Here is a 19539-nt window from a genome sequence, read left to right as displayed (position 1 = left end):
TCTGAAATGAAAGCTTTATTGGTTCTGGCCCTCAGCAGTCTGTGCGCAACCGCCATGGCAGACGAGGTCCCGACTGATGTCGCACAGCAACAACCGGTGATCGAGGAATACACTTACTCCACTCACCTGGACATCGCCAAAGTTGTATCGATGAGCGAAGTGCCGAATGTCTGCGAAGTGGTACCGGCCAAAATGGAGTACGACGACTCCAAGGGTCAGCGCCACATCCTGCGTTACAGCGTCATGGGCAACGGCTGCACCAATTGATGATCGAGACTGCACCGAATCGGACCGCTCAGCGCCTCATTTGAGGGTCGATTCCAGCCCGGCTTCGGTCGGGCTCAGTTGTGTCTGGAGTCGTCAAAAATGCTTGCAAAACACTAGATGTAGTGAAAAACCGGTTTTTTTGTTCGTTTTTTGAGCAAATCCACAATCGCGAGATTTTTGCGAAAAAAAATCTATCCCCGGCAAAGCCCTGTAAACCCGCACTCTCATCGAAAAACCACCCTCCTCGACCGCTCCATGCGCGGATTCGCCTCAGCACAGCCGTGTTTTTTTCCCTATAATGCCGCCCTAATCGGGTCAGCAATATTCCCTTACAGGGAGCAAAAGCCATTCTGAAGCCCCGCAGCAGCGTCAACGCTGATCTGCGCCCGTCAGAGGCTCTCGGAAACCCGTACAAAATTCTGTTTTATTGCCTGCCTTGGCTGCCGCAAAAAACGATTCCTTAAGATCCAACGCGGTCTGTACGACCGTGTGAACAACCAACCAATCAGGTTTCACACGGGGCGACAGGCCCTCACGCAGGAGACGACACGTCATGCTGAGCTGGGACGAATTCGACAAAGAAGACAGTGAAGTAGCAACCGTGAAAGGCGCCAACGCCGGCCACGCTACTGAAGCCAACATGGACCGCCTCGACAGCGCCGGCGGTGCCGCAGCGCTGGAAGCCCGCGCCGTGACCGCCGACGACTCGGCCGCCGTGGCCCGCGCCAAGGCAGCACTGGATTCCCTCGACGTCGCCGAAGGCCTCGCCGAACTCGAAGGCGCCTCCGCCCGTGTCGCCGTTGACGAAAAGCGCATGATCAACTGCCGCGCCGACCTCAACCAACTCGTACCCTTCAAGTACGACTGGGCCTGGCAGAAATACCTGGACGGCTGCGCAAACCACTGGATGCCGCAAGAAGTCAACATGACCGCCGACATCGCCCTCTGGAAAAACCCGGAAGGCCTGACCGACGACGAGCGCCGCATCGTGATGCGCAACCTCGGCTTCTTCTCCACCGCCGACTCCCTGGTTGCCAACAACCTGGTGCTGGCCGTGTACCGCCTGATCACCAACCCGGAATGCCGCCAGTACATCCTGCGCCAGGCGTTCGAAGAGGCGATCCACACCCACGCCTACCAGTACTGCATCGAATCGCTGGCCATGGATGAAGGCGAGATCTTCAACATGTACCACGAGATCCCGTCGGTCGCCAAAAAGGCAGCCTGGGGCCTGAAATACACCCGCTCGATCTCCGATCCGAAGTTCGAAACTGGCACCCCGGACACCGACAAAGAACTGCTGCGCAACCTGATCGCCTACTACTGCGTTCTGGAAGGCATCTTCTTCTACTGCGGCTTCACCCAGATCCTCTCCATGGGCCGCCGCAACAAAATGACCGGCGTCGCCGAGCAGTTCCAGTACATCCTGCGCGACGAATCCATGCACCTGAACTTCGGCATCGACGTGATCAACCAGATCAAAATCGAAAACCCACACCTGTGGGATGCCGAGATGAAGGAAGAAGCGACCCAGATGATCCTGCAGGGTACGCAACTGGAGATCGAATACGCCCGCGACACCATGCCTCGCGGCGTACTGGGCATGAACGCGGCGATGATGGAGGACTACCTGAAGTTCATCGCCAACCGTCGTTTGTCGCAGATTGGTTTGAAGGAAGAGTACCCAGGGACGACTAACCCGTTCCCTTGGATGAGCGAGATTATGGACTTGAAGAAAGAGAAGAATTTCTTTGAGACGAGAGTGATCGAGTATCAAACTGGTGGTGCGTTGAGCTGGGATTGATATAAATTCTTGACCACAAATCACAAACAAAGCCCCGAGCATGGGGCTTTGTTATTGCGAAACAACCAAGCTTGGCAGTTACGAAGTCGCCTCTTTAATTAGTCTCAAATGAGTGTATTCAGAAAAAACACTTACGACATTTTTTACAGTATTACTTCTGAGCGCCGCCAACCCTTCAACTGATGTAGTACTCCAAACATCCCACATACACAAAGCATCGACAATAGAAACCATTTTACTTTCAACGCCTGCATCCAGCGCATCTAGCAACAACGGCTCCTTATCTTTCAACTTCATAGTTACATAACGAAGAGCTGGTATTAGAAGCTCATTCATCCACCAACCAATTGCTCCACCTAGAAAAAACGTTTGAGTCCGCTGCTTCTGGATCGGATCTTTTTCCCAATTAGGGGGTAGCATATTTTTCACTATTTGATTGAGAATAATTATTATATTCTCTCGTTCAGTATCTCTACCTCCTGAAGCGTCCATATCTATTCCGAGTAATTCAGAGCACAACAACGGGGCAATCATTCGATCAATAACCATCCGATCCGTAGTAGGCGCGCCTAAGGCCCCAGGCTTTACGAATGCAGCTAACTCATTATCTCCGTCAAAAAACACCAATCGCTGAAGTTCTTGCTGATAAAGCTTTTTTATCGCTGCACGCTCTATCTTAGGTTGCATGGCAACGAATCCCTGCTCAGTTCTTTTCGTATCCTTGTACTCATCTAGCAATCGTGAAATTACATCTCCTAGCTTCGCTAAAGTATCAGATCTAGTCAGCGGCTGTTTCTTTATTTCTTGCTGGATTTTCACGACAAGCTCTTGCAACATAGCTTTATCAGGTTCGATATAAACCTTAAATGACCCGGTCTTTCTTCCCAACAGAATTTGAGCCGTGCTTTTATGCTGCCCATCAAATTGCAGTAAAGCACCAGCCTTCTCGCCATGCATTACGAGACGACAGTTACTGGGCTCATGAATTGGACGACTAACAAAATCAAGAGCTAGACGTCGAACATGGGGGTAAGAGACAAGCCGAGGCTGAATTTCTTTATCATTCGAAACATATTCAAACGGAATCTCTGCATAAAAGTACTCAGTCCCCGTAGCCACATCTCGAGACACAGTAGAAGCAAACTGATCAGAACCAAAACTGAGTACAATTGTGTCGCCATCCCTATCAACTGAAACAGGTTGCCGACCATTAGCCACATACTTTTCAATGACATTATCAAACGTGATTGATTTTTTTTCTTCCGAAAAAACTCTAAATCCTACAATCGGTCGCGCCACCTCAAAAGGAAGATCTTTCCTGCTTGCATTGCAAGAAAGATGCGCTAGATACAGATTACTTAAAACATTTCCACCGACTCCACTGACACTTTCAGGAATTCTATGATCAGCGACGTTTAGATCAGCATTATTACTTAATGCCTGTCCGCAAAGAGCACAAAGCCCGGAGGATTTCATCCACAGAGAATCCTCAGCTCCGTTTCTTTCTGACGGATCAAGCTTTGAAAGAATGCTTCGTGAAATTTTGAAAAGAGATTTAGTTTTCTCTTTTTTGGTAACGCTAGCCTTGGCCATACCCCCTCCTAAGCTCGTATCCCCGAGCAATTTTTTCCGCCCCCATCATCAACGGAGCGCCATGTGTGGTCAAGATCAGCCTCCTACTCTTTATTTAAAGATCGGGGGATGATTTCAGCCTCGCGAGTTGCACCAAAAAACACTCACTTATCAAGGTACTTCCGAATACCCAGAATGGATTGAACTTTCATACGAGCGCCTGACTATTTCTTACGCACTCTATGAAATCACTCAATCCTAGCAACCAACCTTGCTGCTCTTCTGAATAAGTTCTTTGAATTGGCAACGGAACAACTAAATTTAAACCATGCGACTTCATTTCATTTGTTTGGCGTTCGCTAATTGCAGCCTCTAGAGTAATCAAATGCTTTGATTTAACACGGTATGCTTCACTCAAAACTTGCCGCCATCGATCTTTACAAGTCGTCTTTGCTCCCAACATCATAAGTTTCTCAAGCGGGAATTCCGGATCACGATATTGCATAAAGCCAGGAAAAACAAAGTCAGGCTTTGAATTATTTTCAGTTGTAAACCCCTTACCACCTCCCTGTTGAAAATTTAAACCATGCAGCTTAAATATGCAGCTTAAATGCCCTTCAAAAGCGTGACCCACGCGTGATTTTCTTCGATTCTGCACACTTAACGAGAAAGATATAAAAGCTTCAACATCCTCCCCCTCACATCCAAAACCTTTACGTAAGCGCTGCTGGACTAAATATCGCTCATAAATTCGAAAAAGTTTCTCTTCATGCTCCATCCACCCAACAATTGCATTATCTGGAGAGCCAACAGGATCTATAATGTCTGTCAAACTTTTTCTCGCATAATCAGAGAAAATTGACGTAGAGGGAAACTTATCTCCGCCGAAATCTTTAATCAGTCGGGATAACCATTCATCGTCCTCTGCATCTTTATGGCCCAAATCAAGGCCAAGCCCCTCCAACATGAGCCTTAAAGGGAGGAGCAACGCCACATTATCTAAAGAGCCCGCCTTAACTCTGCCGCTGACATGATCCAGTCCAAACAAAAGTCTCAGCTGATTTTCTATTGTCCCCCCTGGCGGAGTGAAAACCATCAAAAGTGAACCATCGCGCATTTTTGCGATAAGTAAAAAATCCCCCTCCGAAATCAATTCCGTAACAGAGTTTGGATAATAATAAAGGCGATACTCTGGATCTCGTTTTGAATCATAGCTTCTTACGTCGTACCAAGTAACACGCCCCTCACTAACTTCAGGCGCCAATGACTCATCGGTAATATAAACTTGTTTTGCTCTGAACCGAATCTTCTCATGTTCTTTGGGTGTACCCAAGAACCTCATAAAGCCGGCAGACGGGAGCCCTCCGATTTCATGCTGATTTGATTTATTCGGATTAGCATCGACCGCGCGCAAATATTTAGCCGCCACGCCCTCAAAGTAATCGCTAGTTTTGTCCTTATACATCCTCGCCCCTTAGAACCTAGCCCTACGATTATGTAAAAAAGCGCAAGTCTCTAGTTTTTATACAGTCGAATTTTCTTGAATCTGCATATACTTATCACCGTTTTCTAGCCAGCCAACTACCTGATCCATCAAAGACGGCAGCTGTCCCTTGACTGCTGACCTAACCGCGCATTCCCAAATCAGAAGAACGCGCCACCCCGACACCAGCAAAGCATTTACTTGCAATGCATCTCTATCGCGATTTTTCTGGATTTTGTCAATCCAGAATGCAGATCTAGTCTTAGGAACTTTAAAGTAACGACATGAATGCCCATGCCAGAAGCAGCCATGGACGAAGACCACAGCCTTGTATTTTGGTAAAACCAGATCAGGTTTACCGGGGAGATTATTGACGTGAATGCGGTAGCGAAACCCACGGGCATGCAAAGCCCTGCGAATCGAAACCTCTGGCTTGGTATTTTTACCTTTGATGCCAGACATCATTCGAGATCGGGTTACGGCATCTACAACATCGACCAAGCCTCACCTCCATACACTCGATAGCTCAGCTCCTTTGTATACCCCTAGAGACTTCAAACTCAAGGTTCGCTTTGAGCTATCTAATGCATTGCTGGACGGAGTCGACGAGAAAAAAATCACTCCAAACCTTGGATAGAGATGTCTCCGCTTACTCTGGAAGGGCAAACTCCAACTGCGGTCTTTCCTCTTCCGCATTTTTTTCCTTTGCGGCCAATATCCGATCCTTCATCAACCGAGCTACAGCCTCAAAAACGGGGACTGCCACTGAGTTGCCAAACTGGCGATACGCTTGGGTGTCGGATACAGGGATCACAAATTTGCTTTCCCCCGGCTTGTCAAAACCCATCAGGCGCGAGCACTCATGCGGAGTCAATCGGCGAGGGCGATTGAGCTGATTCAATTCACTGTTGAAATCCAAGGTATCCACAAACCCACGGTCAACCAGGATTTCCGACCCATCCTTGTGATATCTCGCCGACAGCGTTCGTGCGACATCGTTTGGACGAGTCAAGCCAAAGCCAAAGCCATTGCCTTTCTCGCGATGCTTTTCGGCATAACGGTAGAGATAGTCCCAAAGCTTTGGCGTGAGGATGTATTTCTCATCCACATCCTTATCAAGCAGATCACCGAAGCTAGGTCGCTGCTTCGGTATGTGCTTGCTGATGTCGCGCAACGTGAATCCTTGGTGAACATTGAGATCACGGCGGAAACCGACCAGCACGATACGCTCACGATGCTGCGGCACGAAGTGCTTGGCATCGATGACCTTCGGGTCTGATCCTTTTGGCGCATTTACATCTGCAACCTCGTAGCCCAATTCATCCAGCGCTTCGCAAATGATTCGGAACGTATTGCCCTTGTCATGGCTTTTCAGGTTTTTCACGTTCTCAAGCAAGAATGCAGCCGGGCGTTTCGCGGCAATTATCCGCGCCACATCGAAAAACAGAGTGCCTTGGGTCTCACACTCGAAACCGTGCTTGCGCCCCAAAGAGTTCTTCTTGGAAACACCTGCAAGCGAGAACGGCTGGCATGGGAAACCTGCCAACAAAACGTCGTGATCAGGAATTTCGCGATCAATGTTCTTGTACGCTTCTTCGTCGCTGACTTCGAGCTTGTCCGAAAGCGTGACCGAGCGGATGTCGAGATTGAAGCGGTGACGAGCCGGATCGCAGAAGTGGTTGGCCTTGTAGGTCTTGACCGCGTACTTGTTCCATTCGGACGTGAACAAGCACTCGCCACCGATGGCTTCAAACCCTTTCCTGATACCGCCAATGCCGGCAAAAAGATCGATAAAGGTGAATGAAGGTTTGTGGTTCAACCGCTTGGGTAGCAGATCCTTCAGACGAGTGAATTCAATGTGAGAGAGCTTAGGCGAAGCCTTGCCCTTGATCCATCGATTGATGGTTTCACGGCACCAGTGACTCGGGCTCACATCGTTGAGAATTTCGGCCAACTGCCCTTGGTCGTAGATCTCCAGCAGCTTGTGCAGTAACGCAAGGTCGGTAACAGGATGGGTATCAGGCTCATAAGAATCCGAGGTCGTTTCGCCCAAGGATTCAAAAGATGCTGTTTCAAAAAGATTCATGAGCCGGAATTTCCTCTGGGTCAAAGCTGTGACGAATGGTCACCATTCTAGCCCTAGAAAATCCAAAGTAAATGAAATTTCCCGTAATCCGTGAGATCAGTCATGGCGACACGGGTTGGGTGAATTGGAAGAACAGCGGCGACCAAATACTGGATATAAACACAGCATAATTTACTCTGCACCATTGTCCAGATTTCGTTTTACCTCACGATAAGTAGGAAAAGTCGCTGGTTGACGACCATCCCTGTTCCCCCTACCCTCAGCTCCGAGCCTAAGAAACTCTACAAACCAGAGCGGTCCTCCGCACCCGACAGTCATGCGGCTTTTTTTCGTCTGCGGTTTCTCTACGCCTGCGAAAAGTCCCGTTATGTCGGGAGTGGGCGAATACAAGACCCGAAAGGGGAATATGTCCGGCCCGTCTCTGGTGGGTTTCTTAGCTCCCGACACCCTAACGAATGCCCTAAGAAAGCAGCCAGAGGTAAATGGAAATGCCTGACTATCCAACCTTCATGATGAAGGTGAATCGCTGTACTCGCCGTTCGAATCCCGTGCTTCCAGGTCTGGAGGCATGCCATGTCTGAACCATTTCTCCCAACTCGTTTCACTCGTAACAAAACCCATCTGCACGCCCTTCTGGTCGAGAACCAGGCGTGGTTCTGCGTCCATGAGCTGGGCCGGTTGATGGGCAAACATCTTGATGAACGCCAGTTGCGCAAACTCGACGCGGATCAGCGTCAGATGATGTGCGTGGAGACCTATGGCGAAACCGAGGACCACATGATGGTGAGTGAGTCCGGTGTGTATGCACTGCTGATCTATCACTACTGTCCTGAGTACCGGCAGCTTCGTGAGTGGCTGACGCATCAGGTCGTGCCTGCGCTGCGTGATGCTCGTCCGGCGCGCTCGGTTGAGCGGCCGACACTGAGTGTTTTGAGTTGGCCACAGATGTCGCTGAGCACTCTGCATTGGCAGGACGAGCCGTGGATTCGGTTGCGGGATATGCCTTGTTTGCTGGCGGAAGATCCGTTCAATCGGCAGGAGTCCTGGTGGCGTAAGACTTCGCGATTGTTGCGTGGTTGCTGAGGGTTTCAAGATCCGCTGTTTGAGGTTCAAGCAGCGGATTTTTTGTAGCTCAAAATCCTTTTTTTGGAGGGATGACGCCCACCTCCCCATACACTCTGCACTGACACCCAAATCAAACAGCGACAATTCCTAACCTGATCCAAGACCCGTCCTACAGCCTCAAAGCATCACCTTCGTTAACGTCGCCCGGCTTCATTCCGGTGCGACCTATAAATGAACGAAAGGATGATCAGTGGCTGGCAAAAAGGATATTCCCCGGGTCAGGAACCCACCTTCAGGGGACGGGCATCACGTCACCTACCGGTTCATGAACGCGACCGAACTGGCCGAGCGCGAAGCCACACAGAACGCTTACGAGGCCATGCTGGCCCGGCAGGATGCTTTTGAGCGCAGCCGGCAGGTCGCAGCCAAAAAAAACGACGCGGTCCGGGCCGGATGCGTGTTCGCAAAGTCTTGCAAACTGCCGGACGCGATCATTGATTACTCGAATCCCTCCGGGATGGTGCCGACCGACAGCCTGAAGGATTATGGCGAATTCTCACTGCTCGGCGCCCGTGAAGCCGATGACGCTGGGCTGCACAACCTGCAAACCATCAGCGGAAATACCGTCGCACTTGGCCTTGGACGCCTTGCACTTCGCAGCCCGGCACTCGCTACGCCAACGGCAGGTCTGGGAGCAGCCATCGGCGCCACCAGTGCTGCACTCATGACCAGCATGGTCGCTTTGCTCTGGACACCCAGTCTGGGTGATAGCGCTCTCTACACCGAGGAACAATTGCGCGCCCTCAAGCAGGCCCGCACCCGTGTTCGCCTGCGCATTGAGCAGCAATCCGATGGCGTTCTGAAAGGTTATGCCTTCTACACCGGCAAGAACCGGGATTGGGAAATGGTTGAGGTCGTGAAACTTGAGACCCGCGACACTCAGTACGTCGCCAACCTGGGTGAAGGCGTCGAGCTGATCTGGACACCCGCCGTAGACGGCTCCGACATCCTCGGCATTCCGGCTCTGGAAGCCGCCCCGCAGACACCGCATATCTGGGTTTACCCGCCAACGAAAGCGGCGAACGACATCCTTGTGAATCCGGTTTACCCACCGGAATACAAGGATTTCATTCTGGTGTTTCCGGAGAGTTCGGGGGTAAGGCCGGTTTATATTGTGGTGAGTGCCTCTGATCACAAATATCATCCGGCACCGCCTAGACTTGTAGCGTTCCCGGATGCGATCAAGGCAGATCGTAAGACTTCCGTTAAAGGAGGCGGCGGGCTTAGAAAGCGATGGAAAACCAGAAAAGGACTGATTTTTGAATGGGACTCACAACACGGTACTGTCGAAATGTATGACAAACGAGGTCGCCATCTCGGTGAGTATGACCCAGCAACTGGCGCGCAAACCAAACCAGCGGATGGCACGAGGACAGTAGAACCATGATCTATCTAATCGAGGCATTTGATAAAGAAAGCGGTTTCCTGACTTTTGAAGAGGAACTCCCAAGTGGATCAGATCAGGCGATAAAAACCATCATGGGATGGACGGCGGAACAGCAAGGATGGGAGGGATACGATCTCTCGCACGAACAGCTTGGAGCCCTGGAAAAACTACTGGGGAAAAAAATCTATAACCCTACTTATAAATTCCAGCTCAGCTGCAATGTGTAAACGATGGTTCTGACACCCCCAAACAAACCGCCCTCTCCAAAGAGAAGGACGGAACCATGACTCATGTAATTTATGCGTTTGATCGATCCACCGAAGCTCTGATTTTCGAAGTGCCTATCTTGGCAGAGAATATCGAGCAGCTGCGAGCCATCATGAAATGGAATGACGCAGAAAACGAACTCTACGGTTACGATCTTGATTTTCAGCAGCTAGCACAACTGGAAGCGTTAACCGGAAGATCCTTCTACGATCCTCAATACGATTACCAACTCGCTAGCTACGGAAACTAAAAAATTTAGTCTCCTACACCGTCATGCGTGGTTGCTGTCGGGATCAACGATTGAGTTGATCCCACCAATCGCCAGCAGGCTGGCTTCCACAGGTTTTGCATCATCCTGAAAACAATCAGTGCAACCCGCGCCGCCTGCCGCTATTAATACCCCTCCCCCACTCAAGGATCCGAGCCCCACCATGAAATTCGATCTCGCCTACTGCCTCAGTCTCGACGACAAGTTGTCGATCTATGACGTTCGCGATCTCAATTTCGATGAGACAGTGGCGTTCGATTCTGCGAAGGAACACTTCCAGTGCCCCAACGATGCCTGTCGTTCGGCGTTTGATGCCTCCAACGAGTTGGGCACGTTCAACGCGAAGAACGTGAATTATGTGCGCACGCCGCACTTCAAGAACTTGCCCGGTACGCAGCATGTAGCGCGTTGTCCGTATGTGAGTTTGAAGGCGTCGGCGTCCGGGGTTGAGACGGCGGATGGCGAAGTGGATGACGGGCGGGAGGAGCATTTTCCGTCGGAGTTGTTGCTGACGCGGCGTGAGTATGTGCGCAAGCCTGCTGCGCCTGCGGGTGCGGCGGATGTGTTGCGGGATGATCCGGTGCGGGTGGCGCAGGTGAGTTCCAGGGAGTCGCCGGGGCGTGAGACGGCGCCGGACAAGACCAGTGTGTTTGCGCATCCGGTGGAGTGTTTTGTGTCGAACTTCGCCGACAAGGAGTTGCTTAAGCGCATGCCGTTGAAGATCGGTGAGCACACGGCGCCTTATGGCTCGTTCTTCAAGAAGATCGAGTATCTGACGGACAACAAGGGGCTGATCTACTGGGGCAAGATCAAGGAGATCAAGGATTACACCCAGAGTTTTCGCATCGATTTCGAGCAGAAGGTCTGGTTCAAGCAGGCGGATGAGGCGAAGAAGAAGCCGTATTCGGTGAACGTTTACTTGAGCAAGAAGTTGATCGACAACTACCGCAAGCGCAAGGCGTTTCTGGAAGAGATCAAGCATGCGATCGACAGCGACAAGGAGTTGTTCTGTTTCTTCTATGGCGTGACGCCGGAGTTGAAGCAGGTGCCGAGCAAGAAGAACCCCGAACAGACGTTCGGGGTGTTCAGTGCCAACATCGAGAACCTGGATCACTTTATTGTGCGGGAGGCGCCGGGGTTGGCGTGATGGTTAGCCTTTGGGCAACTGCATTTTGGCAGCGCCACGGTGCTGGTTGACCAGCGAGTACGGCAGCACTGACCAATCGGGGTTGTCGCAGTTACGTTGGTAACGGGCGAAGTAAGCGCCCAGGTAAATCCCCTTCGGCGTGAAGTGCCAGTTGGAATAACCCCAGACGCTTTCATCGGTGTAATCGCAGTTGCCATCGTCTTCGGCGGGCTTCTTCATCTCTTCGGGATAGAGCGTGGAGAACTGTTTGACCAGCCACGGTGCCATGACTTTCATCTGATCGTATTCGGTGGCCGCGCTATTCGGTTCACCAATCCACAGTACATCTTTGAGTTTCAACAATTCGCCGGTGTGGACGTCGAGGTTGATTGGCGAACTGCCGAAATCCGGGTGGGCACCGCCGCAGCTGTAACCGGTGGAAATGTCCAGGCTGACCACATCCGGCGAGAGAAACTCCGGGGCAGCCCCTTGATCGAACTCGGCATATTCCCCGCCATCCATCATGCAGCGATGATAGTCGATGACTTCAGTCCAGAGCCGTCCGAGCAGGTGGTTATTGATCCGCTGCTGCTCTTCTTTCGTATAGCCGGACTCGACACTGAACAGCGAAATCTTCGACTCAGGCTCCGTCCACCATTGCAGGTCGTAGCCCATGAAGTTTTCTTTCTTCTCCGGTTTGAGTTTGAGTCCCTGTAAGCGCAAATACTCGTAGGGATCGCTCTTCGGCAAAGTGGTAATAAAGGGCAACGTCGTTGCAGTTGGCGCGGGAAGTTTGGCTTCGGTCAGTTGTACCGGCAGCTTCTTGCCCTTGGGATTTTGCCATTCGCCCTGCCAACCGTTGGCGGTGGATTTCAACTTCAGGGTGGGCAGCGGTTTGTCGTCGTCATAGCGGTTGTTGCCTTCAACGAGATTCAATGTGCTGTCCTGCAGCGAGCCGCTGAGTTCCAGGTCGCGGTGATACTTCTCGTAGAAGTAGCGGCCGGTGACTTCGTCCTGCTGCGTGGTGTTGAGCTCCACCACAATCGGCATCTTGCCCAGCGTACCGGTGAACACGCGCCGGCCATCTTCGGCATGGGCGGTGGAAATCAGTGTGAACAGCGCCGCAGCGTATGGCGCCAGGCGCAGCAGTCCCTTGAGCATGGATCGATCCCTGAATGAATGAGGCTGCGAAGTATGCAGAGGATGCGCGCAGGAATCGAGGCTCTACTTGAGCAGCATGCCCAGCATCACGATGATCAGCAGTGCGATATACACCCAAGCATGCACCCGATCCGGTATCCGCCCGATCCACGGCGTAGCCAACCGAATCCCGACCAACGACCCCAGTGTCAGCACCGCAAACGCCAGCAAATCCACATACCCGACAAACCAAGCGCCCAGATCCGTCTCGCTGAAACCGGCCAGTGCCATGTAGGTCAGCGTCCCGGCCACCGCCACCGGCACACTCAACGGGTTCGCCATGGACGTGGCCTGGGACATGCTCAGTCCGCAGCGGCGCAGGAGCGGCACGGTCATGACGCTTCCTCCTACGCCGAGGAACGTGGCGATGGCGCCGATGCCTACACCGCCGGCGGATATTTCCTTGCGATCCAATCGGCGTGGAATGACACCTTCGCTGCGGGTGAGGAAGCCGCGCCTCAGCAGGCAGTCGATGATGGTCACGCCGAGGTAGGCGATGAAGGCGTAGCGGATGACCTCGCCGCTGACCCACACCGCGGCGATCGCGCCGATGATTGCGCCCAGGGCGATGAAGCCGCCGAGGGGCCACAGGTAATGGCGGATCAGATTGCCGGCGCGGCGGTGTTTGTCGGTGGCGATCAGGGCGTTGACGATCATCACGCAGGTCGAGGTGGCGACGGCGATGTGCATGGCCGATTGGCCGATGGGGTCGTCGGCGCCGTGGCTGGCGCTGAGCATGCGGTAGAGCAGCGGCACGACGACGAAGCCGCCGCCGAAGCCGAACAGGACGGCGGTGATGCCGGTCAGGCAGCCGAAGAGAGTCAGCAGGAGGTAAAACATGGCGCGTCTTCCGGTGGTGGCGAGCGGTCGACGATAGAGCGAAGCGGCTTGGCCTGCTTCAGCAACTCAGCCAATAATGTTTGCGTTTACGCCAATCACCGGGACGCCCTCGATGCGCAATATTTCGATCAGTCAGTTGGATGACACTCCGCGCCCGGTGGTGGCGATCGGTACGGATTATTCCCACGGCCATCTGTTGCCATTTCATACGCATCGACGGGCGCAGTTGTTGTACGGCGCGACTGGGGTGATGCAGGTCCGCACCCATGACGGCAACTGGGTGGTGCCGCCGCAACGGGCAGTGTGGATTCCGCCGGGAGTGGCGCATGAGGTGCTGATGCTCGGCGTGAGTACGCGCAGTTTGTACATCGAGCCGGGGGCGGTAGATTTGGGCCAGCGTTGTCAGGTGATCAGCGTTTCACCGTTGATGCGGCACTTGTTGATGGAAGCCGTGGAAGTGCCGCTGACTTATGACCTCGAAGGACGCGACGGCGTACTGATCGACCTGCTGCTGCATGAACTGGCGCGCAGTGCGCCCCTGCCCTTGCACATTCCGCTGCCGACTGACGGAAAGCTCCTCGCTCTATGTCAGACCTTTCTGCTTCAGCCGAACGCCCATCAGTCGCCGCAACACTGGGCCGAGCAGTTGCACATAAGCTTGCGCACCTTCAACAGACTGTTTCGGCAGCAGACCGGGTTGAGCTTCAGCCAATGGCGGCAACAGGCCTGCGTGGTGCTGGCGCTGGCGCGGCTGGCGGCCGGTGAAGCGGTGACGCGGATCGCCCTGGACTTCGGTTATGAGAGCCCGGCGGCGTTCTCGACGATGTTCCGGCGCATCCTCGGACAGGCACCGTCCGTCTGGTTGGAGGCGGCGAATTAGGGCAAATCAAAAAATGCGTTTGATCCCGGCCGAAAACAACTGTACAAAAACACAGTACATTTTCAATCAGCACTCTTGAGCCCGGAGCACACCATGGCCTCTCTTGCGATGAACCACATCCTCGAACGCATTGCCCTTTTCCAGTTCACCCCGACGCACTGCGTCCAGGCCCGAGCGATGCTGGGCTGGAGCGTGGAACAACTGTCGCGCGAGGCGGAGGTTGCGGTGGATGATATCCAGCGGTTTGAAGCGCAGCAGGACGTGGCGGATGCGACGCGGCTGGCGTTGGCTTATCGGTTTGAGGCACAGGGGTTGGTGTTCTTTCCCGGGTTTGCGCCGGGTCGCAAATTGAATCCCCAGGCCATGCAGCAGAACGTTGCAGAGCGTGGGGATTTTGCTTAGGTGGAATGATTACTTGAACGCAGGGTGCCGCAGCTCGGCCGAGGCTTGTTCATAGCTGTAGGCCATGGCGAACAATTGCGGCTCGCTCCATGCTTTGCCGAAAAAGAACACGGACGTGGGTATACCGTTAGCGCTCATGCCCGATGGCAGGGTTACCGCCGGATAACCAGCCACTGCGGCAGAAAATTGCGAGTAACCATCCGCTTCGGCAACCATTGCGTCGAGGTTGTGTTCGCGCAGTTGCTCGTCAATGGCGTCCTTGAAGTTTTTGCTGATGCTCAAGATCAATCCGCTGGCCTGTTCGTGAGTCATGTCCAGCGCATTCATCGCTTCGAGCGTGGCCTGCCCATAGCCCTCCTTGCCGGGATTGAGCTGATTGAAGTCGATCAGGTCCTGCAACGACTGGATCGGCAGACCGGAACGGCTGACGAGATATTCAGGCAATTCGTATTTCATCGCGCCCATCAGACCGGGTACGAAATTATCGATATCAGGTAAACGAATGGTCACTGGCACGAGCGTCGCACCTTGTTTCTCGAGTGTGATCATTGCCTTCTGAAACTCCACTCCGGGAGTCAGGACCACGCCGCCCGTTCCCTCGTAAGCGGCGGGATAACCGATACGCTTGCCTTGCAGGGCATCCATTGCCAGCAGCGCCGTGTAGTCGATTCCTGTAGGGGCGACCGATGTCGCGGAGTCCGCAGCATCCATGCCTTGCAACACGTTGAACATCATTGCCGCGTCACGGACAGTGCGTGTCAAAGTACCAGGGGTGTCTTGCAGACGGGTGATTGGCACCACCCCGGTGCGACTGAACAGGCCCAAGGTGGGTTTAACGCCGATTACGCCATTGGCCGATGCCGGGCAAGTGATCGAACCGTTGGTTTCCGTGCCCAAGGAGATCGCCGCGAAACCGGCAGCCACGGCAGCGGCCGATCCAGAACTGGAACCGCAGATTTCCTCGCTCAGTGCGTGCGGGTTTTTCCCTTGCCCACCACGTCCGCTCCAACCATGGGGCAAACCCATTTCCCGCACATAAGCCCATTCACTCATGTTGGCTTTACCCAGAATAATCGCGCCGGCATCCCGCAGCTGTTTAACCACAAAGGCATCGTTGGCTGCCGGCTGGCCGACCATGGCCAAGGAGCCGGCGCTGGTTTGCAGGCTGTCGGCGGTATCAAAATTGTCTTTGAGCAGCACCGGAATACCATGCAACGGGCCACGCGGCAGCCCCTCGTTACGCTCGTTATCCAGCGCGGTAGCTATTTCGATGGCTTGTGAATTCAGTTCGACGATGGCGTGGATAGCAGGGCCTTGCTTGTCCAGCTCGGCAATTCGCTGTTGAAAGTGTTCAACCAGTTCAACAGCAGTGAGCTCATTGTCGGCCATCATTTTGCTGAGTTCACTGACGCTGGCGTAATGAAGATCAGTGGCCGAATGGGCACTGGCGGCGACTCCTGTCGCTGCCAGTGCGACCAATATGGATTTCGTCAGCGTATTCACGCGACGTTTGAAGAAATGCGTCATGTCTATCGTCCTTGTTTAGGCTAATCACGAGTGATTCATTCACTCGCGACCAAGCCTACCGAGGACATAGGAAAGAGCTGTCAGTCAGCTGGACTACCGACAGTAGGAAAAGTCATCCCGACTTGTAGCCGCTACCAGCAATTGGGGCGTTTTCCGACACATCCTGCTCCATATTCAGCCACCACGTGTGCCCCCGCTGCGGCTGCATCAAATTAAACGCCTCGCCCATTCGCGGCGTGGTAATCGAAACACTACGTTCCCAGGCCAGCGCCAGAATTCGGTCAAACGGCTCATGCCAGGCGTGCATTGCCAGGTCGAAGGTGCCGTTGTGGATCGGAAACAGCCAGCGGCCCTTGAGGTCGAGGTGCGCCTGCAGGGTTTCTTCGGGTTGCATGTGCACGTGTGGCCATTCGACGTTGTAGGCGCCGGTTTCCATCAGGGTCAGGTCGAACGGGCCGTACTGTTCGCCGATGCGTTTGAAGCCGTCGAAATAGCCGCTGTCGCCGCTGAAGAAGATCCGCGTGTCGCCGTCGATCATCACCCACGAGGCCCACAGGGTGCTGTTGCTGTCGAACAGGCTGCGGCCGGAGAAGTGCTGCGAGGGAGTGGCAACGAAGCGGATGCCGGCGATTTCGGTGCCCTGCCACCAGTCGTACTGGCGAACTTTACTGGCGTCGATGCCCCATTTGATCAGGGTGTCGCCGACGCCCAGCGGGGTCAGGAAATAGTTGGTTTTGGCCGCCAGTTTCAGTACCGCTTGGTAATCGAGGTGGTCGTAATGGTTGTGCGACAGGATCACCGCTTCGATCGGCGGCAACTGGTCGATGCTGATCGGCGGCTGGTGAAAACGTTTCGGGCCGGCCCATTGCACGGGCGACGCACGCTCGGCGAAGACCGGGTCAGTGATCCAGAATTTGCCGCGCATTTTCAGCAGCAGAGTCGAGTGACCGAGGCGATAGACGCTGTGGTCAGGCGCCGCCAGCAGGTCTTCACGGGTCAGCGGTTGCACCGGGATCGCGGCGGCCGGTCGGGTATTGCGCGGCTTGTTGAAGATCATGTTCCACATGATCCGCAGCATCTTGCGCCCACCTTCGCGCTGCACCGGCGCATGGTTACGGAACAGCCCTTGATCCTGGCGAGAGGCTTCAGGCGTGGAAGTTTGATCCGCAGAAAAATCTGGATTGGCCATGACTGAGAGACTCCAGAAAAACCGCGCAATTCACGGTTTTTCACGGTGGGACGATAAATGGCCAAGGCACGCACGCATCAGCCGAACTGTCTGTTTTTAGGTTGCGCGGATTAACGCAACATTACACTGGGCGGTGTAGTTTCTAGGTTGCATGAAACGTGATGACAAGTAAACTGCCAAGTGTAATTCCACCCCTTCTCTGCCGAAGCGTACTTATGACAGTTCCACAACGCCTCACCGACCGCAAACGCGAAGCCATCATCCAGGCGGCAATTGCCGAATTCCGTGCCAACGGGTTCGAGGTCACCAGCATGGACAAGATCGCGGCCACCGCCGGGGTGTCGAAGCGCACGGTGTACAACCACTTTCCCAGCAAGGAAGAGCTGTTCGCCGAAATTCTCAACCAACTCTGGGCACGGATTACCGACGAGCAAGCCGTGAGCTATCGCGCGGATCAGCCGCTGCGCGAGCAACTGCTGCCCATGTTGCTGGCTAAACTGCAGATGATGGCCGATGACAACTTTCTCGGGCTGGCACGGGTGGCGATTGCCGCCACCATCCATTCCCCGGAGCGCGCGCAGGACATGGTGGCGCGCATGGGCGAGCGCGAAGAAGGTCTGACGGTGTGGATTCGCGCGGCGCTGGCGGATGGTCGACTGAAAACCGTGAACGCAGAATTCGCCGCGCAGCAGGTGCAAGGGCTGTTGAAGTCGTTCGGTTTCTGGCCGCAGATTTCCATGGGCCTGCCGCCGCTGGATGCAGACACGCAAAAAGCCGTGGCCGAGTCGGCCATGGAGATGTTTCTGGCCAGATACCAGCTCTAAACCGGCCCTCTCCTGCGCCCCGCTACGATTAAATGGCTCGGAAGGACACTGATTATTCCCGTTGGAATAAATGACAATGTCCGACAATTGACCGACGAACGGTCAACCTGAAAAAACACTTCAAAGTATTTCAGGGTGAATCTGGCGCAGGACATCATGGAAAATCAACGCGGCAAAGGCTTGTCATTCGCCAGACGCATTTATCTGCCCAGGATCATCGGTCTGGGTGTCGGCTTTTTCAGCGTCGCGGCCGCGCTGTATCCGTTGCACATGCCGAACTGGCTCTGGGCGCTGCTGGTGTTTAACGGTTTTATCTGGCCGCATCTGGCCTACCAGATTTCGACCCGCTCGACCTTCCCCTACCATGCCGAACGCCGCAACCTGTTGTACGACTCGTTGTGCGGGGGGTTCTGGACCGCGTGCTTTCAGTTCAATCCGCTGACCACCGTGACCATCCTGTCGATGATGACCATGAACAATGTCGCCGCCGGTGGACGACGTCTGTTCCTGCTCGGCGCTCTCGCGCAAATCGCCGGCGTGCTGCTGGGCTGTTTACTGTTCGGCTTCAAGTTCAGCCTGACGATGACGCAAATCGAGGTTTGGGCCTGCCTGCCGATGCTGACCTTGTACCCCTTGGCCCTGGGCATGGTCAGTTACCAACTGGCGATCAAACTTGCACAACACAAACGTGCACTCAGAGACCTGAGCCGCACCGACAGCCTCACCGGGCTGCTCAATCACGGCGCCTGGAAGGATCTGCTCCATACGCGTTTCACCCGGTGCCGAGATAACAACACCCAGGACATTCTGGCGCTGATCGACATCGATCATTTCAAGACCATCAACGACAACTATGGGCACATCGTTGGCGACGCCGTGTTGCGCGAGTTGAGCCAGGCACTCAAAGGGCTGCTGGCCGAAGGTGAACGGGCCGGTCGTTATGGCGGCGACGAGTTTTGCCTGATCCTGCCCGACCAGCCACTCAATAAAGCCGAGGCGCAAATGGAACGATTGCGTCAGGCGATGGATCAATATCGGCACCCGGATGTGCCAGAGCTGCGCGTCAGCCTGAGTATCGGTCTGGCCCGGTTTCAGCCGTCGTACAGCGACGCGGTTGCCTGGCTGGATGACGCCGACAAAGCGCTGTACACCGCCAAACACACGGGGCGCAACACCATCAGCGTGGCGCTCAGCAGTCCGGGCTAAGAAGACGCCCGCGCCCTCAGCCTTGAAAAAACTGATTCGCAATTTCTTGTACAACTCAAAGCAGTTTGTATAAGATCGGCTCGTCA

Annotated in this window: 19 protein-coding genes; 11 read left to right on the top strand and 8 right to left on the bottom strand. The window is 54.0% G+C overall.

Annotated elements, in window-relative coordinates:
* The first annotated feature begins 6 nt into the window (after nt 1-6).
* Both M0808_RS06170 and M0808_RS06165 read left to right on the top strand, forming a co-directional pair.
* Nucleotides 7-267, top strand: coding sequence for a DUF2790 domain-containing protein (locus M0808_RS06170; protein WP_027612631.1), 261 nt, complete (start codon nt 7-9; stop codon nt 265-267).
* Nucleotides 268-820: 553 nt separating this feature from the next.
* Nucleotides 821-2071, top strand: a complete 1251-nt coding sequence (locus tag M0808_RS06165) for a ribonucleotide-diphosphate reductase subunit beta (RefSeq protein ID WP_003227292.1) — start codon at nt 821-823, stop codon at nt 2069-2071.
* A gap of 78 nt (nt 2072-2149) precedes the next feature.
* Here the strand turns inward: M0808_RS06165 and M0808_RS06160 are convergent, their stop codons facing one another.
* The 4 genes from M0808_RS06160 to dcm form a co-directional block, all read right to left on the bottom strand.
* Complete coding sequence (locus M0808_RS06160) at nt 2150-3664, bottom strand: HNH endonuclease signature motif containing protein (protein ID WP_247840340.1); 1515 nt, start codon at nt 3662-3664, stop codon at nt 2150-2152.
* A 187-nt stretch (nt 3665-3851) separates the two neighbouring features.
* On the bottom strand, nt 3852-5108 hold the full coding sequence (locus tag M0808_RS06155) for a type II restriction endonuclease (protein ID WP_247840338.1): 1257 nt from the start codon (nt 5106-5108) through the stop codon (nt 3852-3854).
* A 57-nt stretch (nt 5109-5165) separates the two neighbouring features.
* Complete coding sequence (locus M0808_RS06150; protein ID WP_247840337.1) at nt 5166-5627, bottom strand: very short patch repair endonuclease; 462 nt, start codon at nt 5625-5627, stop codon at nt 5166-5168.
* 148 nt (nt 5628-5775) lie between these two features.
* A complete protein-coding gene (gene dcm, locus M0808_RS06145) occupies nt 5776-7212 on the bottom strand; it encodes a DNA (cytosine-5-)-methyltransferase (RefSeq protein ID WP_247840335.1) in 1437 nt (478 codons plus the stop codon).
* A gap of 573 nt (nt 7213-7785) precedes the next feature.
* On the opposite strand from dcm, the gene M0808_RS06140 reads away from it, so the two are divergent.
* From M0808_RS06140 to M0808_RS06120, 5 genes are all read left to right on the top strand, one after another.
* A complete protein-coding gene (locus tag M0808_RS06140) occupies nt 7786-8295 on the top strand; it encodes a Bro-N domain-containing protein (protein ID WP_247840333.1) in 510 nt (169 codons plus the stop codon).
* A gap of 232 nt (nt 8296-8527) precedes the next feature.
* Nucleotides 8528-9724, top strand: coding sequence for a colicin E3/pyocin S6 family cytotoxin (locus M0808_RS06135; RefSeq protein WP_247840331.1), 1197 nt, complete (start codon nt 8528-8530; stop codon nt 9722-9724).
* A complete protein-coding gene (locus M0808_RS06130; protein WP_247840329.1) occupies nt 9721-9951 on the top strand; it encodes a hypothetical protein in 231 nt (76 codons plus the stop codon). Before M0808_RS06135 ends, M0808_RS06130 begins: the two co-directional genes overlap by 4 nt.
* A gap of 56 nt (nt 9952-10007) precedes the next feature.
* A complete protein-coding gene (locus tag M0808_RS06125; RefSeq protein WP_115984204.1) occupies nt 10008-10241 on the top strand; it encodes a hypothetical protein in 234 nt (77 codons plus the stop codon).
* A 181-nt stretch (nt 10242-10422) separates the two neighbouring features.
* Nucleotides 10423-11406, top strand: coding sequence for a hypothetical protein (locus M0808_RS06120; RefSeq protein ID WP_247840327.1), 984 nt, complete (start codon nt 10423-10425; stop codon nt 11404-11406).
* A gap of 3 nt (nt 11407-11409) precedes the next feature.
* Here the strand turns inward: M0808_RS06120 and M0808_RS06115 are convergent, their stop codons facing one another.
* Nucleotides 11410-12546: a hypothetical protein gene (locus tag M0808_RS06115; RefSeq protein ID WP_247840326.1), complete on the bottom strand. Its 1137-nt coding sequence runs from the start codon at nt 12544-12546 to the stop codon at nt 11410-11412.
* Between the two features lie 63 nt (nt 12547-12609).
* Nucleotides 12610-13425, bottom strand: coding sequence for a sulfite exporter TauE/SafE family protein (locus M0808_RS06110; RefSeq protein WP_247840324.1), 816 nt, complete (start codon nt 13423-13425; stop codon nt 12610-12612).
* Between the two features lie 112 nt (nt 13426-13537).
* Between M0808_RS06110 and M0808_RS06105 the strand changes: the two genes are divergently transcribed.
* Together M0808_RS06105 and M0808_RS06100 are read left to right on the top strand one after the other, a co-directional pair.
* A complete protein-coding gene (locus M0808_RS06105; protein WP_103485866.1) occupies nt 13538-14305 on the top strand; it encodes a helix-turn-helix transcriptional regulator in 768 nt (255 codons plus the stop codon).
* Nucleotides 14306-14398: 93 nt separating this feature from the next.
* Complete coding sequence (locus M0808_RS06100; RefSeq protein ID WP_027612618.1) at nt 14399-14707, top strand: hypothetical protein; 309 nt, start codon at nt 14399-14401, stop codon at nt 14705-14707.
* A gap of 9 nt (nt 14708-14716) precedes the next feature.
* On the opposite strand, the gene M0808_RS06095 is transcribed toward M0808_RS06100, so the two are convergent.
* Both M0808_RS06095 and M0808_RS06090 read right to left on the bottom strand, forming a co-directional pair.
* Nucleotides 14717-16234 (bottom strand): amidase family protein, encoded by a 1518-nt coding sequence (locus M0808_RS06095; protein WP_247840322.1) that lies wholly within the window; start codon nt 16232-16234, stop codon nt 14717-14719.
* Between the two features lie 112 nt (nt 16235-16346).
* Complete coding sequence (locus M0808_RS06090) at nt 16347-17423, bottom strand: MBL fold metallo-hydrolase (RefSeq protein WP_247840320.1); 1077 nt, start codon at nt 17421-17423, stop codon at nt 16347-16349.
* A gap of 215 nt (nt 17424-17638) precedes the next feature.
* On the opposite strand from M0808_RS06090, the gene M0808_RS06085 reads away from it, so the two are divergent.
* Complete coding sequence (locus tag M0808_RS06085) at nt 17639-18247, top strand: TetR/AcrR family transcriptional regulator (protein WP_247840318.1); 609 nt, start codon at nt 17639-17641, stop codon at nt 18245-18247.
* Nucleotides 18248-18403: 156 nt separating this feature from the next.
* On the top strand, nt 18404-19453 hold the full coding sequence (locus tag M0808_RS06080; protein WP_027612614.1) for a diguanylate cyclase: 1050 nt from the start codon (nt 18404-18406) through the stop codon (nt 19451-19453).
* Nucleotides 19454-19539: the final 86 nt, after the last annotated feature.

The organism is Pseudomonas sp. MWU12-3103b, assembly GCF_023100615.1.
GTDB lineage: Bacteria > Pseudomonadota > Gammaproteobacteria > Pseudomonadales > Pseudomonadaceae > Aquipseudomonas > Aquipseudomonas putida_A.
The sequence above is the reverse complement of the archived record's forward strand: the minus strand, read 5'-3'. Positions and strand labels throughout refer to the sequence as shown.